At 68.4% G+C, this 15,465-nt stretch carries 9 protein-coding genes; 7 read left to right on the top strand and 2 right to left on the bottom strand.

All coding sequences use genetic code 11. The features are described 5' to 3' along the window. Nucleotides 1–146: 146 nt before the first annotated feature. Both ACIBJB_RS01260 and ACIBJB_RS01255 read right to left on the bottom strand, forming a co-directional pair. A complete protein-coding gene (locus ACIBJB_RS01260) occupies nucleotides 147–1,007 on the bottom strand; it encodes a phosphatase PAP2 family protein (RefSeq protein ID WP_398925252.1) in 861 nt (286 codons plus the stop codon). Between the two features lie 131 nt (nucleotides 1,008–1,138). Next, a complete protein-coding gene (locus tag ACIBJB_RS01255) occupies nucleotides 1,139–2,173 on the bottom strand; it encodes a LacI family DNA-binding transcriptional regulator (RefSeq protein WP_398925250.1) in 1,035 nt (344 codons plus the stop codon). Nucleotides 2,174–2,534: 361 nt separating this feature from the next. Here ACIBJB_RS01255 and ACIBJB_RS01250 point away from each other — a divergent pair, with 361 nt between their 5' ends. From ACIBJB_RS01250 to pulA, 7 genes are all read left to right on the top strand, one after another. Further along, nucleotides 2,535–3,803, top strand: coding sequence for an extracellular solute-binding protein (locus ACIBJB_RS01250; protein WP_398925248.1), 1,269 nt, complete (start codon nucleotides 2,535–2,537; stop codon nucleotides 3,801–3,803). A gap of 133 nt (nucleotides 3,804–3,936) precedes the next feature. Continuing rightward, entirely contained in the window at nucleotides 3,937–4,941 is a 1,005-nt protein-coding gene (locus ACIBJB_RS01245; RefSeq protein ID WP_398925246.1) for a carbohydrate ABC transporter permease, read from the top strand. A 13-nt stretch (nucleotides 4,942–4,954) separates the two neighbouring features. Next, nucleotides 4,955–5,863 (top strand): sugar ABC transporter permease, encoded by a 909-nt coding sequence (locus ACIBJB_RS01240; RefSeq protein WP_398925244.1) that lies wholly within the window; start codon nucleotides 4,955–4,957, stop codon nucleotides 5,861–5,863. A gap of 186 nt (nucleotides 5,864–6,049) precedes the next feature. Further along, the gene (locus tag ACIBJB_RS01235; RefSeq protein WP_398925242.1) at nucleotides 6,050–7,711 is read left to right on the top strand and encodes a glycoside hydrolase family 13 protein; all 1,662 of its coding nucleotides are present in this window, start codon (nucleotides 6,050–6,052) and stop codon (nucleotides 7,709–7,711) included. A gap of 127 nt (nucleotides 7,712–7,838) precedes the next feature. After that, nucleotides 7,839–8,405: a dihydrofolate reductase family protein gene (locus ACIBJB_RS01230; RefSeq protein WP_398925240.1), complete on the top strand. Its 567-nt coding sequence runs from the start codon at nucleotides 7,839–7,841 to the stop codon at nucleotides 8,403–8,405. A 125-nt stretch (nucleotides 8,406–8,530) separates the two neighbouring features. Beyond that, nucleotides 8,531–9,910, top strand: a complete 1,380-nt coding sequence (locus ACIBJB_RS01225) for an alpha-amylase family protein (RefSeq protein ID WP_398926795.1) — start codon at nucleotides 8,531–8,533, stop codon at nucleotides 9,908–9,910. Between the two features lie 127 nt (nucleotides 9,911–10,037). Then, nucleotides 10,038–15,434, top strand: a complete 5,397-nt coding sequence (gene pulA, locus ACIBJB_RS01220; protein ID WP_398925238.1) for a pullulanase-type alpha-1,6-glucosidase — start codon at nucleotides 10,038–10,040, stop codon at nucleotides 15,432–15,434. The last annotated feature ends 31 nt before the right edge of the window (nucleotides 15,435–15,465 follow it).

Below are 15,465 nucleotides of genomic sequence, written 5' to 3'. Positions count from 1 at the left end.
CCGCGACGGGGCGCACGGTGACGGCCAGGGCACTGGCTAGGCATTCACGGGCCGCGGCGTCCGGTGCGGCGAGTGGGAGCACCGCGCGTTCTGGGGGAGCGCCCCGGACGTAGACACGGGGCGCACGGTGTCTGGCGGAGCGGCGGCTAGGCCCTGACAGGCCGCGCAGTGGCCTTCGCCTTCGGCGGTATCACTTTCGGCAACGCGTACGGCAGCGCCCCGTACCAGACCCGCGCCACCAGGAAGCCGAACAGCAGGCACAGGATGCCGCCGACCGCGTCGAGCCAGAAGTGGTTGGCGGTGGCGACGATGACCAGGAGCGTCGCCGTCGGGTAGAGGAGGCCCAGGACGCGTACCCACGGCACCGACGCCAGTGCGAAGATCGTCAGGCCGCACCACACGGACCAGCCGATGTGCATGGAAGGCATCGCGGCGTACTGGTTGGACATGTGCTTCAGGTCGCCGGAGGCCATCGAGCCCCAGGTCTGGTGGACCATGACCGTGTCGACGAAGTGGCTGCCGTTCATCAACCGCGGGGGCGCGAGCGGATACAGGTAGTAACCGACCAGCGCCACACCCGTGGTCGCGAAGAGCACCAGACGCGTCGCCGCGTAACGGCCGGGATGGCTGCGGTAGAGCCAGACCAGGACGCTCAGCGTCACGATGAAGTGCAGCGTCGCGTAGTAGTAGTTCATGCCGACGACGAGCCAAGTCACGGAGTTCACCGCGTGGTTGACGGACTCCTCGACCGCGATCCCCAGATGGTGCTCCATCCGCCAGATCCAGTCGGCGTTGCGCAGCGCCTCCGTCCGCTGCTCCGGCACCGCGTTGCGAACCAGCGAGTACGTCCAGTAACTCACCGCGATCAGCAGGATCTCGAACCAGAGGCGCGGGCGGCGCGGGGTGCGCAGGCGGCGGAGGAGACCCGGCCGGTCCGCGGCCGTGAGGGAGTCCGGAGCGGCCGCGGTCCCGCGGTCTTCCAGGCTGGTCACGGTCGAGTCACCCATAGACACAAAGTCTGCCAGAAATGCCTTACCCCACCGATCATCCCGCGGTCGGGTTCGGGTCGCATGTCCTACGACGGGAAGACTGTCCCGTTCTCCTACCAGCGCACGGGTGAACGCCCGGCGTCTCCGCCCTACGGACGAGTGCGATCCCCGGGTGCCGAAGCCGTCGAACCCCGCACCACCAGCTCCGGCATGAACACGAACTCGCTGTGCGGCGCGGGCGTTCCGCCGATCTCCTCCAGCAACGTCCGTACCGCCGCCTGCCCCATGGCCGGCACCGGCTTGCGGATCGTCGTCAGCGGCGGGTCGGTGAAGGCGATCAGCGGGGAGTCGTCGAAACCCACGACCGAGACGTCCCGCGGCACGTCCAGCCCCCGCTGCCGGGCCGCCCGTATCGCGCCCAGCGCCATCATGTCGCTCGCGCACACCACCGCCGTGCAGTCACGGTCGATGAGAGCGGCGGCGGCCGCCTGTCCGCCCTCCAGGGTGTACAGCGAGTGCTGGACGAGGTCCTCCTCGACGGTCGCCGCGGCCAGCCCGAGCAGGTCCTGCATGGTGCGGACGAAGCCCTCGATCTTGCGCTGGACCGGCACGAAGCGCTTCGGGCCGAGGGCGAGGCCGATCCGCTGGTGCCCCAGCGACACCAGGTGCGTCACCGCCAGCGACATCGCCGCGCGGTCGTCGGGGGAGATGAACGGCGCCTGCACCTTCGGCGAGAACCCGTCCACGAGCACGTACGGCACGCCCTGCGCCCGCAGCTGCTCGTAACGCTGCATGTCCGCGGAGGTGTCCGCGTGCAGTCCGGAGACGAAGATGATGCCCGCCACGCCCCGGTCGACGAGCATCTCCGTGAGCTCGTCCTCCGTGGAGCCGCCCGGGGTCTGGGTGGCGAGGACCGGGGTGTAGCCCTGGCGGGTCAGCGCCTGGCCGATCACCTGGGCCAGGGCCGGGAATATCGGGTTCTCCAGCTCCGGGGTGATCAGGCCCACCAGGCCCTCGCTGCGCTGCCGCAGCCGGACCGGGCGTTCGTAGCCCAGCACGTCGAGTGCGGCCAGCACGGACTGGCGGGTGGTGGCGGCGACACCCGGCTTCCCGTTGAGGACGCGGCTGACGGTCGCTTCGCTCACCCCCGCCTGAACAGCGATGTCGGCTAGCCGTGTGGTCACGGCACCGGACTGTACCGGCCGTATCGTCATCGCGGTCCCTCTGTTCTGATCGGCGCCCCTTGTCCCGCAAGGGGATGATTCCCGCCCGGGACGGGGATGGCAAGAGCTTGCAGAGTCTTGCACACCCGGTAATTGTCCCGCTCAGCCCCGTAAAAGAAGGGTCTCGTGACGGTCGACGAGGGATCACGACGGGGTAACTTCCGCAGTCTCTTGCACTTTTTTGCTGCAAGCTCTTTCGCAAGCCTTGCATCGCTGTTACGTTCCCACTCGCCCGGCGGCCGCAAAGGCGCAGTCGGCAGACGGGGAGGGCAGACGGGACCCCTCCCCGCAGCACACGGGCTTTCACCCTCAAGGAGAACTCATGCGGCGTGGCATAGCGGCCACAGCGCTGGTGGCGTCTTTCGCCCTCGCGGCGACGGCCTGCGGCGGAAGTGACAGCGGCGACAAGGCCGACGGTCCGGTGACCATCACCTGGTGGGACACCTCCAACGCCACCAATGAGGCGCCGACGTACAAGGCCCTGATCAAGGACTTCGAGGCCGCCAACAAGGACGTCAAGGTCAAGTACGTCAACGTCCAGTTCGACCAGGCGCAGAACAAGTTCGACACCGCGGCCGGCGCGAGCGGTGCCCCGGACGTGCTGCGCTCCGAGGTCGGCTGGACCCCGGCCTTCGCCAAGAAGGGCTATTTTCTGCCCCTCGACGGCACCGAGGCGCTCGCCGACCAGGCCAAGTTCAAGCCGAACCTGATCGAGCAGGCCAAGTACGACGGCAAGGTCTACGGCGTCCCGCTGGTCACCGACACCCTGGCCCTGGTCTACAACAAGCAGCTCTTCGAGAAGGCCGGCGTCCAGGCCCCCAAGACCTGGGACGACCTGAAGGCCGCCGCCGCCACGATCAAGTCCAAGACCGGCGTCGACGGCTACTGGGGCTCCACCCAGGCCTACTACGCCCAGACCTTCCTCTACGGCGAGGGCACCGACACCGTCGACGCCGCCGCCAAGAAGATCACGGTGAACTCGGACGCCGCCAAGAAGGGCTACGCCACCTGGCTGAGCCTCTTCTCCGGCAAGGGCCTGCACAAGGCCGACACCACCGCCGACGCCTACGCCCACATCCAGGACGCGTTCGTCAACGGCAAGGTCGCCGCGATCATCCAGGGCCCGTGGGAGATCACCAACTTCTACAAGGGCTCGGCCTTCGCCGACAAGAACAACCTCGGCATCGCCACCGTCCCGGCCGGTTCCACCGGCAAGGCGGGCGCCCCGACCGGCGGCCACAACCTCTCGGTCTACGCCGGTTCGGACTCCGCCCACCAGAAGGCCGCGCTGAAGTTCGTCAACTTCATGACCTCCGCGAAGTCCCAGTCGACCATCGCGCTGAAGAACTCCACGCTGCCCACCCGTGACGACGCCTACACGACCGAGGTCAAGGCCGATCCGGGCATCGCCGGCTACGGCACGGTCCTCGCCGCCGCCCAGCCCCGCCCGGCCCTGCCCGAGTACAGCTCCCTGTGGGGCCCGCTGGACATCGAGCTGCCCAAGGTCGCCGGCGGCAAGGAGTCCCTGGACAAGGGCCTGAGCAACGCCGAGGTCGCGATCGCCAAGCTGGTGCCGGACTTCAGCAAGTGAGCCCGTGTGGCCGCCGGATCTCCCGTGCATGGGGGGAGAGATCCGGCGGCCACCGGCCTGTGCCCGGCCACAGTGGCCGGCCGCTCGGCCCAGCCACTTCTCAGAGCCGCAGAACTTCCAGAAGGTGTCGAACATGACAGTCGCCATCGACCGCGCCACCGGCAAACGCCACGGTGACCGCGCGCCGCGGCCCGGGCCGGGCCAACGCCTGAAACAGAGCTACCAGAAGCACTGGTACGCCTACGCGATGATCACCCCGGTGGCGGTCGTCCTCGGTGTCCTCGTGCTCTATCCCCTGGTCTACGGCGTCTACCTCACGCTCACCGACGCCAACAGCCTCAACACGGCCCGCACGATCGGCGTCAATCACATCGACGCCACCTACAAGTTCATCGGCCTCGACAACTACGCCGACATCCTCTGGGGCGACACCGCCTACGACCGCTTCTGGTCGCACTTCATCTGGACGATCGTCTGGACGGCCCTGTGCGTCGCCCTCCACTACTGCATCGGCCTCGGCCTCGCACTGCTGCTCAACCAGAAGCTGCGGGGACGGACGCTGTACCGGCTGATCCTGGTGCTGCCCTGGGCCGTGCCGACCTTCGTCACCGTCTTCGGCTGGCGTTTCATGCTCGCCGACGGCGGCATCATCAACACCGTGCTGGACGCCCTCCACCTGCCGAGTCCGGCATGGCTGGAGGACACGTTCTGGCAGCGGTTCGCCGCGATCATGGTCAACACCTGGTGCGGTGTGCCGTTCATGATGGTCTCGCTGCTCGGCGGACTCCAGTCCATCGACGCCTCCCTCTACGAGGCCGCCGAGATGGACGGCGCGAGCGCCTGGCAGCGGTTCCGGTACGTCACCCTGCCGGGACTCAGGAGCGTCAGCTCCACCGTCGTCCTGCTCGGCATCATCTGGACGTTCAACCAGTTCGCCGTGATCTTCCTGCTGTTCGGCAACACCGCGCCGGACGCGCAGATCCTCGTCACCTGGGCGTACTACCTGGGCTTCGGACAGCAGCCGCGTGACTTCGCCCAGTCGGCCGCGTACGGCATCCTGCTGCTGGCCATACTGATCGTCTTCACCTCCTTCTACCGCCGCTGGCTGAACCGCAATGACCAGCAGCTCGCGATCTGAGGCAGGAGTCCCCATGAGTACGACCACAGCTGAGAGCTCCGCCACGGTGTCCAGGACCGCCCCCGCGCAGGCACCCGGACGGATCCGCCGCCGCGGTGACCAGAGCCTCGCCGGCTCCCTCGTCTCGCACGGCATCCTGATCGTCGCGAGCCTGATCGCGCTGTTCCCGATCCTCTGGCTGGTCTTCCTGTCCCTCGGCCCGGACAAGGACGACTACCTCCACCCGGGCGGCATCTGGAAGAAGATGACGTTCGACAACTACTCGTTCGTCCTCCAGCACACGGCGTTCTTCGACTGGCTGAAGAGCTCGCTGATCGTCTCGCTCGGCACCACGGTGATCGGCGTGCTGATCGCCGCGACCACCGGGTACGCCGTGTCCCGAATGCGCTTTCCGGGCTACCGGAAGTTCATGTGGGTGCTCCTGGTCACGCAGATGTTCCCGGTAGCCGTACTCATGGTGCCGATGTACCAGATGCTCTCGGACCTCCAGCTCATCGACACCTATCTTGGACTCGTCCTCGTGTACTGCTCGACGGCGGTGCCGTACTGTGCGTGGCTGCTGAAGGGCTACTTCGACACCATCCCGTTCGAGATCGACGAGGCCGGACGCGTCGACGGGCTGACCCCCTTCGGCACGTTCGCGCGGCTGATCCTGCCGCTCGCCAAGCCGGGGCTCGCGGTCGCCGCCTTCTACAGCTTCCTCACCGCGTTCGGTGAGGTCGCGTTCGCCTCGACGTTCATGCTGTCCGACACGAAGTACACGTTCGCGGTCGGTCTGCAGAGCTTCGTGAGCGAGCACGACGCCCAGCGGAACCTGATGGCCGCGACGGCGGTGCTGATCGCGATACCGGTGTCCGTGTTCTTCTACCTCGTGCAGAAGAACCTGGTGACCGGCCTCACCGCGGGCGGCACGAAGGGCTGACGCCGGTTCGACAGCGCCCCTCAGGGGCGCGGGGAACTGCGCGACCAGCCACGACGGCGCCGCACGATACCAACTTGCCCACCGCCCCCATACCCGAGGCGGCCGCAGTGTCCATCCGACCCCGCTGTCACCGCGGCCGCCTCGCCACTTGACGACCCCATGACCCCCTTACGTTTCAAGGACGCCATGAGCCAGCAGCACTACGCCACCGCCCCGGCATCGACCCCCGCCAAAGCCCAGCGCAGCGACTGGTGGCGGGACGCGGTGATCTACCAGGTCTATCCGCGCAGCTTCGCCGACAGCAACGGTGACGGCATGGGCGACCTGGAGGGCATCCGCACCCGACTGCCGTACCTGCGCGACCTCGGCGTGGACGCCGTGTGGCTCAGCCCCTTCTACGCGTCCCCGCAGGCCGACGCCGGCTACGACGTGGCCGACTACCGGGCCGTGGACCCCATGTTCGGCAACCTCCTGGACGCCGACGCGCTGATCCGCGACGCCCGCGGACTGGGCCTCAGGATCATCGTCGACCTGGTGCCCAACCACTCCTCCGACCAGCACGAGTGGTTCAAGCGGGCGGTCGCCGAGGGCCCGGGGTCGCCGCTCCGGGACCGCTACCACTTCCGGCCCGGCAAGGGCGCGAACGGCGAACTCCCGCCCAACGACTGGGAGTCGATCTTCGGCGGCCCCGCCTGGACGCGCGTCGCGGACGGCGAGTGGTACCTGCACCTCTTCGCCCCCGAGCAGCCCGACTTCAACTGGGACCACCCCGCCGTCGGCGACGAGTTCCGCTCGATCCTGCGCTTCTGGCTCGACATGGGCGTGGACGGCTTCCGCATCGACGTGGCACACGGCCTGGTGAAGGCGGAAGGCCTGCCCGACCTGGGATCCCACGACCAGGTGAAGCTCCTGGGCAACGATGTCATGCCGTTCTTCGACCAGGACGGCGTCCACGAGATCTACCGCCAGTGGCGGCTGATCCTCGACGAATACCCCGGCGAGAGGATCTTCGTCGCCGAGGCCTGGACCCCGACCATCGAGCGCACCGCGAACTACGTCCGGCCCGACGAGCTCCACCAGGCCTTCAACTTCCAGTACCTGAGCACCGCATGGGACGCCGAGGAGCTGCGCGAGGTCATCGACCGCACGCTGGAGGCGATGCGTCCGGTCGGCGCCCCGGCCACCTGGGTGCTCTCCAACCACGACGTGACCCGGCACGCCACCCGCTTCGCCAACCCGCCCGGCCTCGGCACCCAGATCCGCACGGCGGGCGACCGGGACCTGGGCCTGCGCCGGGCCCGCGCCGCCACGCTGCTGATGCTGGCCCTGCCGGGATCGGCGTACATCTACCAGGGCGAGGAGCTCGGCCTCCCGGACGTCGTCGACCTGGCCGACGAGGACCGCCAGGATCCGGCGTACTTCCGCGGCGCCGGCCAGGACGGCTTCCGCGACGGCTGCCGGGTGCCGATCCCATGGACGCGCGAGGGATCGTCGTACGGCTTCGGCGCGGGCGGCAGCTGGCTGCCCCAGCCGTCGGAGTGGGCGGAGCTGAGCGTTCAGGCGCAGACCGGCGACCCCGACTCCACCCTGGAGCTGTACCGCACGGCCCTCGCCGTCCGCCGCGCCCAGCCCGGCCTGGGGGCCGGCGACGAGGTGGAGTGGCTCCGGGCGCCCGAGGGCGTTCTCGCCTTCCGGCGCGGCGAGTTCGTCTGCGTCGCGAACACTGGCGGTGAGGCCGTGACGACTCCGGCGTACGGCCGTCTGCTCCTCGCGAGCGGCGAGGTGGCCGAGGTCGACGGCGAGGCGAAGGTGCCGGCCGACACCACGGTGTGGTGGACGACGGCCTGAGCACAGGCAGGGATCACCGGGCCCGCACGGGGGCCCGGTGATTTTTTGTCGGGCGTGTCGATCGGCGGAACCCGCGATCGACGCTTGGGTGGAAGGGCGAACAGCGCCCCGCACCCGAGGAGAGACCATGCAGATCCGCGCCCGCCTGAGCATGAGTGCCGACGGCTACGTGACCACGCCTAACGGCTGGCCCGCACTGACCGCCGACCCGTCGTTCGTCTCCGGCCAGAGCCACGGCATCCGGGAGTTCCTGGCCGACTGCGAGGCCGCGCTCATGGGCCGTACGACCTTCGAGCCCGCGCTGACCAACAGCCGCTGGCCGTGGCCCGACCTCGACGTCTTCGTCCTCGGCTCGCACCGCCCGGAGGGCACCCCGGACCACGTCACCACCGACAGCGACCCGGTACGGCTGCTGGACAAACTCCGCGCGGCCAACCGGGGCGGCGACGTCCACCTCATCGGCGGCCCGCGCACGATCGGCACCTTCCACGCCCTCGGCGCTCTCGACCGCCTCGAACTGGTCGTCCTGCCCCTGCTGTTCGGCGGCGGCATGCAGCTGACCCCCGCGCTCAGCCCCGAGACCGGACTGACCTTCCAGAGCCAACGCGCCCTGCCCGGCGGGTCGGTGGAGATCGTCTACTCCTGCCGGGGCAGTCGCGGCGAGCTGCCGGGCAAGCCCGCCAGTCAGCGCTGAGCAGAGGAGGTGAAAGTTCTTTCTTCTGCTTTCAAGAGTCTTGCTGTAAACATTTCGCCAGCGGTACGTTCTCGCCGGCGCCGGGCAAAGACGCCTGGCCGTCAGGCAAGGAGAACCCCCACGTGATATCGAGACGGACCGCATCCGCTGTCGCCACGGCCGCCGCGTTCGCCGCGGCGGCCGTGCTGGCCCCCCAGGCCGCCCACGCCTCCCCGCCCGGCACCAAGGACGTCACCGCCGTCCTCTTCGAGTGGAACTTCGCCTCCGTCGCCAAGGAGTGCACCAACACCCTCGGTCCCGCCGGATATGGCTACGTCCAGGTCTCCCCGCCCGCCGAGCACATCCAGGGCTCGCAGTGGTGGACGTCGTACCAGCCGGTCAGCTACAAGATCGCCGGGCGGCTCGGTGACCGCACGGCGTTCCAGAACATGGTCGGCACGTGCCACGCGGCCGGCGTGAAGGTGGTCGTCGACACGGTCGTCAACCACATGTCGGCGGGCAGCGGCACCGGCACGGGCGGCTCGTCGTACACGAAGTACGACTACCCGGGCCTGTACTCCTCCTACGACTTCGACGACTGCACCGCCCGGGTCGGCAACTACCAGGACCGCTGGAACGTCCAGCACTGCGAACTCGTCGGCCTCGCCGACCTCGACACCGGCGAGGAGTACGTGCGCAAGACCATCGCCGGTTACCTGAACGACCTTCTCACCCTCGGCGTCGACGGCTTCCGCATCGACGCGGCCAAGCACATCGACACCGCCGACCTCGCGAACATCAAGTCGCGTCTGACGAACCCCTCCGTCTACTGGAAGCAGGAGGTCATCTACGGCAGCGGGGAGGCCGTCCAGCCCACCGAGTACACGGGCAACGGGGACGTCCAGGAGTTCCGCTACGCCTACGACCTCAAGCGCGTCTTCAACAACGAGAACCTCGCCTATCTGAAGAACTACGGCGAGGGCTGGGGCTATATGAACAGCTCGGTGGCCGGCGTCTTCGTCGACAACCACGACACCGAGCGCAACGGCAGCACCCTGAACTACAAGGACGGCGCCAACTACACGCTTGCCAACGTCTTCATGCTCGCCTACCCGTACGGCGCCCCGGACATCAACTCCGGGTACGAATGGTCCGACACGGACGCCGGACCGCCCAACGGCGGCCAGATGAACGCCTGTTGGCGGGACGGCTGGAAGTGCCAGCACGCCTGGCCGGAGATCATCCGCATGGTCGCCTTCCGCAACGCCACCCGCGGTGAGCCGGTCACCAACTGGTGGGACAACGGCGGCGACGCGATCGCCTTCGGGCGGGGCGCCAAGGGCTACGTCGCCATCAACCACGAGTCCGGCAGCCTGAGCCGGACCTATCAGACCTCGCTGCCCGCCGGGACGTACTGCAACGTGCAGAACAACACGAGCGTGACGGTCGGCTCCAACGGTCAGTTCACGGCCACGCTCGGGTCCAACACGGCACTGGCGATCTACGCGGGCAAGTCCAACTGCTGAGCAGTTCACAGGGAATCACTGAAAGTTCTTTCCATCTGTTTCAGGACTATTGCTGTAAGGCTTACGGCGGCGATACGGTCGCGCGGGGTCGGACCCACAGAGCCGTCATCGCAAGGAGTCCACGTCAGTGATACCGAGATGGCCGGTGCCGTCCAGGCGCCGTACCGCACACGCCGGACGGGTCGCCGCGGTCACCGTGACCGCGCTGGCCGCAGCGCTCGTCCAGCCGCTGTCCGCCCGGGCGGACACCCCGCCGCCACCGCCCTCCGACGCGAAGCTCGCCGCGGAACCGGCCCGGCACGACGACACCCGTGAGCAGTTCTACTTCGTCCTGCCGGACCGTTTCGCCAACGGCGACACCTCCAACGACCGGGGCGGGCTCACCGGTTCACGGCTGAGCACCGGCTACGACCCCACCGACAAGGGCTTCTACCAGGGCGGCGACCTCAAGGGCCTGACCCGGAAGCTCGACTACATCAAGGGCCTCGGCACCACGTCCATCTGGATGGCCCCGATCTTCAAGAACCGGCCCGTCCAGGGCACGGGTGCCAACGCCTCCGCCGGCTACCACGGCTACTGGATCACGGACTTCACCCAGGTCGACCCGCACTTCGGCACCAACAAGGACCTGGAGACCCTCATCTCCAAGGCCCACGCCAAGGGCATGAAGGTCTTCTTCGACGTCATCACCAACCACACCGCCGACGTCGTCGACTACGAGGAGAAGTCCTACGACTACCTCTCCAAGGGCGCCTTCCCGTATCTGACGAAGGACGGGGAGCCCTTCGACGACACGGACTACGCGTCCGGCGGCCGGAAGTTCCCGGCGGTCGACGCCGACTCGTTCCCCCGCACACCCACCGTCACCTCGCGGAGCAAGGTCCCGTCCTGGCTCAACGACCCGACGATGTACCACAACCGGGGCGACTCGACCTATGCCGGTGAGTCGACGACCTACGGCGACTTCTCCGGCCTCGACGACCTGTGGACCGAACGCCCCGAGGTCGTCTCCGGCATGGAGAAGATCTACCAGCGCTGGGTCAGGGACTTCGACATCGACGGCTTCCGGATCGACACCGTGAAGCACGTGAACATGGAGTTCTGGACCCAGTGGGCCACGGCTCTGGACGCCTACGCGGCCAGGCAGGGCCGCAAGGACTTCTTCATGTTCGGCGAGGTGTACTCCGCCGACACGTCGATCACCTCGCCGTACGTCACCCAGGGCCGCCTCGACGCCACGCTGGACTTCCCCTTCCAGGAGGCCGCACGGCAGTACGCCTCCCAGGGCGGCAGCGCGCGGAAGCTCGGATCCGTCTTCGCCGACGACTACAAGTACACGACCGACAAGGCCAACGCCTACGAGCAGGTCACCTTCCTCGGCAACCACGACATGGGCCGTATCGGGTACTTCCTGAACCAGGACAACCCGAAGGCCACCGACGCCGAACTCCTCGCCAAGGACCGGCTCGCCAACGAGCTGATGTTCCTCAGCCGCGGCAACCCCGTCGTCTACTACGGCGACGAACAGGGCTTCACCGGCTCCGGCGGCGACAAGGACGCCCGCCAGACGATGTTCGCGTCCAGGACGGCCGACTACCTGGACGATGACGAGATCGGCACCGACCGCACGCACGCGAGCGACGCGTACGACACGAGCGCACCGCTGTACGAGCGGATCAGCGCTCTGTCCGAGCTCCGCAGGGCCAACCCGGCGCTCACGGACGGAGTCCAGGAGGAGCGGTACGCGGCGGACGGGGCCGGGATCTACGCCTTCTCCCGTACGCGGGGGAACACCGAGTACGTCGTCGCCTTCAACAACGCGAGCGAGGCCAGGTCGGCGACCTTGGCGACCGGTTCGGCGAACATGACGTTCAAGGGGATCTACGGCACCGAAGCCACCGCGAAGGCCGACGCCGACAAGAAGATCACCGTCACCGTCCCCGCCGGCTCCGCGATCGTCCTCAAGGCGGCCGGCAAGCTCGCCCCGCCCGCCACCGAGCCGACGATCACCCTCAAGGCCCCCGCCACCGGAGCCACCGGCACCGTCGAGCTCACCGCCGACGTGGACGGCGGACCGCTCAACCGGGTCGTCTTCGCCGCCCAGGTCGGAGACGGCGAGTGGCGGACGCTCGGCTCCGCCGACCACGCGCCGTACAAGGTCACCCAGACCGTCGACAAGGCCGCACCGGCCGGAACCGCCCTGCGCTACAAGGCCGTTGTCATCGACTCGACGGGACGCACCGCGTCAGCGACGGCGGAGTCCGTCACCGGAACCCCGCCCGCGGCCGAGACCCCCACCGCCTCCTCCCGCGACTACGCGGTCGTCCACTACCAGCGCGCCGACGGCGACTACGACGACTGGGGGCTGTACGCCTGGGGCGACCTCGCCGACGGCGAGTCCACCACCTGGCCCGCGAGCCACCCCTTCGCCGGCCGGGACGTGTACGGCGCCTTCGCCTACGTCAAGCTGAAGCCCGGCGCCTCGAACGTCGGCTTCCTCGTCATCGACAAGGACGGGAACAAGGACGTCTCCGCCGACCGCACGATCGACGTCACCAGGACCGGCGAGGTGTGGATCGAGCAGGGCAAGGACGCCGTACGGACGCAGCGGCCCGACTACCCGGCGCAGGACAGGACCAAGGCCGTCATCCACTACCACCGCGCCGACGGGAACTACGCCGGCTGGGGTCTGCACACCTGGACGGGCGCCGCGCACCCCACCGACTGGTCGAAGCCGCTGGAGCCGGTGCGGACCGACGCCTATGGCGCGGTCTTCGAGGTACCGCTGACCGACGGGGCCACGAGCCTGAGTTACATCCTCCACAAGGGCGACGAGAAGGACCTGCCCACCGACCAGTCCCTGGACCTCACGGCGAACGGCCACGAGGTGTGGCTGCTGAACGGCCAGGAGAAGTACCTGCTCCCGCAGCCCGCCGGGTCCGCAGCCGCACTCGACCTGACCACCTCGAAGGCGGTCTGGATCGACCGGAACACGGTCGCCTGGAACGGCTCGGAGGCGGCCGCCTCCACCCAGCTGCTGTACTCCCACGACGGCTCGATCGCCGTCGACGCAGGAGCCCTGACCAGCGACGACGAGAGGTGGCTGCGGCTCACGAGGACGACCCTCACGGACGCCCAGAAGGCGAAGTTCCCGCACCTGAAGGACTACACGGCCTGGTCGGTCGACCCGCGTGACCGGGATCGCGTGAAGGAAGCCCTCGGCGGACAGCTCGTCGCCTCCCAACGAGCCGCGAACGGCGCCGTGGTGGCCGCGACCGGCGTCCAGATCGCCGGTGTGCTCGACGACCTGTACCCCGCCGCCACGAAGGCGGAACTGGGCCCGGCCTTCCACAACGGCCGCCCCACCCTGTCCGTCTGGGCGCCCACCGCGCAGTCGGTGAAGCTGGAGCTCGACGGGTCTCTGAAGGACATGCCACGCGACCCCGCCACCGGCGTGTGGTCCGTCACCGGCCCCAAGTCCTGGAAGGGCAAGCCCTATCGGTACGTCGTGAAGGTCTGGGCGCCCAGCGTCCGGAAGGTCGTCACCAACAAGGTGACCGACCCCTACTCGGTCGCCCTCACCACGGACTCCGGGCGCAGCCTCGTCGTCGACCTGGACGACAGGTCCCTGGCGCCGCGCGGCTGGTCGACGTACACCAAGCCGAAGGCCGTGCCCCTCAAGGACGCCGAGATCCAGGAACTGCACGTCCGGGACTTCTCGGTGGCGGACAAGACCGTGCCGTCCAAGGACCGGGGCACCTACCTCGCCTTCACCGACAAAAACGGCGACGGCTCCGAGCACCTGCGTGAGCTCGCGAAGTCGGGCACGAGCTACGTCCACCTCCTGCCCGTCTTCGACATCGCGACCATCCCCGAGAAGAAGTCCGATCAGGCGACCCCCGCCTGCGACCTCGCCTCCTACCCGGCCGGCTCGGACAAACAGCAGGAGTGCGTCTCGGCGGCCGCCGCGAAGGACGCCTACAACTGGGGCTACGACCCGTACCACTACACGGTCCCCGAGGGCTCGTACGCCACCGACCCGGACGGCACCGGCCGTACGGTCGAGTTCCGCCAGATGGTCAAGTCCCTCAACGACGACGGCCTGAGGGTCGTCATGGACGTCGTCTACAACCACACCGCGGCGAGCGGACAGGCCTCCACCAGCGTGCTCGACCGGATCGTCCCCGGCTACTACCAGCGGCTCCTCGCCGATGGTTCGGTGGCCAACAGCACCTGCTGCGCCAACACGGCCACCGAGAACGCCATGATGGGCAAGCTGGTCGTCGACTCGATCGTCACCTGGGCCAGGGAGTACAAGGTCGACGGCTTCCGCTTCGACCTCATGGGCCACCACCCCAAGGCCAACATCCTGGCCGTGCGCAAGGCCCTCGACGCGCTGACCCTCACGAAGGACGGCGTCGACGGCAAGAAGATCATTCTCTACGGCGAGGGCTGGAACTTCGGCGAGGTCGCCGACGACGCCCGGTTCGTGCAGGCCACGCAGAAGAATATGGCCGGCACGGGCGTCGCGACCTTCTCCGACCGCGCCCGTGACGCCGTACGCGGCGGCGGGCCCTTCGACGAGGACCCCGGCGTCCAGGGTTTCGCGTCCGGGCTGTACACCGACCCCAATGCGTCCACGGCGAACGGGACTTCGCAGGAGCAGAAGGCCCGCCTGCTCCACTACCAGGACCTCATCAAGGTGGGCCTGTCCGGCAATCTCAAGCAGTTCACGTTCACCGACACCGACGGCAAGGAGGTCACCGGCGCCCAGGTCGACTACAACGGTCAGTCGGCCGGATACGCGGACGCCCCCGGCGACGCCCTCGCCTACGCCGACGCGCACGACAACGAGTCACTGTTCGACGCGCTGACCTACAAGCTGCCCGTCGGCACCGGTGCCGCCGACCGGGCCCGGATGCAGGTCCTCGCCATGGCCACGGCAGCCCTCTCCCAGGGTCCGTCGCTCTCCCAGGCGGGCACCGACCTGTTGCGCTCCAAGTCCCTCGACCGCAACTCCTTCGACAGCGGCGACTGGTTCAACGCCATCCACTGGAACTGCCAGGACGGCAACGGGTTCGGCCGCGGACTGCCCATGGCGGCGGACAACGCGTCCAAATGGCCGTACGCCAAGCCGCTGTTGGGCTCGGTGACGGTCGGGTGCGCGCAGATCCAGGGGGCCTCGGCCGCCTACCAGGACCTGCTGAGGATCCGTACGACGGAGAAGGCGTTCTCGCTCGGCACGGCGGAGCAGGTGCAGTCGAAGCTGTCCTTCCCGCTGTCCGGGAAGGACGAGACGCCCGGTGTGATCACGATGGAACTGGGTGATCTCGTCGTCGTGTTCAACGCGACGCCGACGGCGCAGAGCCAGCGGATCGCGGCCCTTGCCGGGAGCACATACCAGCTGCATCCCGTGCAGGTGGCGGGCGCGGACTCTACCGTCAAGGGGGCGTCCTACGAGCCGAAATCAGGCACCTTCGCCGTACCGGCACGAACCGTGGCCGTTTTCCTCCGCCATCCGTAGCTGAAGGCATTACCTTGGTGGAGCAGAGCCC

This window comes from Streptomyces sp. NPDC050759 (assembly GCF_044456945.1).
In the GTDB taxonomy this organism is placed as follows: Bacteria; Actinomycetota; Actinomycetes; order Streptomycetales; family Streptomycetaceae; genus Streptomyces.
The sequence above is the reverse complement of the archived record's forward strand: the minus strand, read 5'-3'. Positions and strand labels throughout refer to the sequence as shown.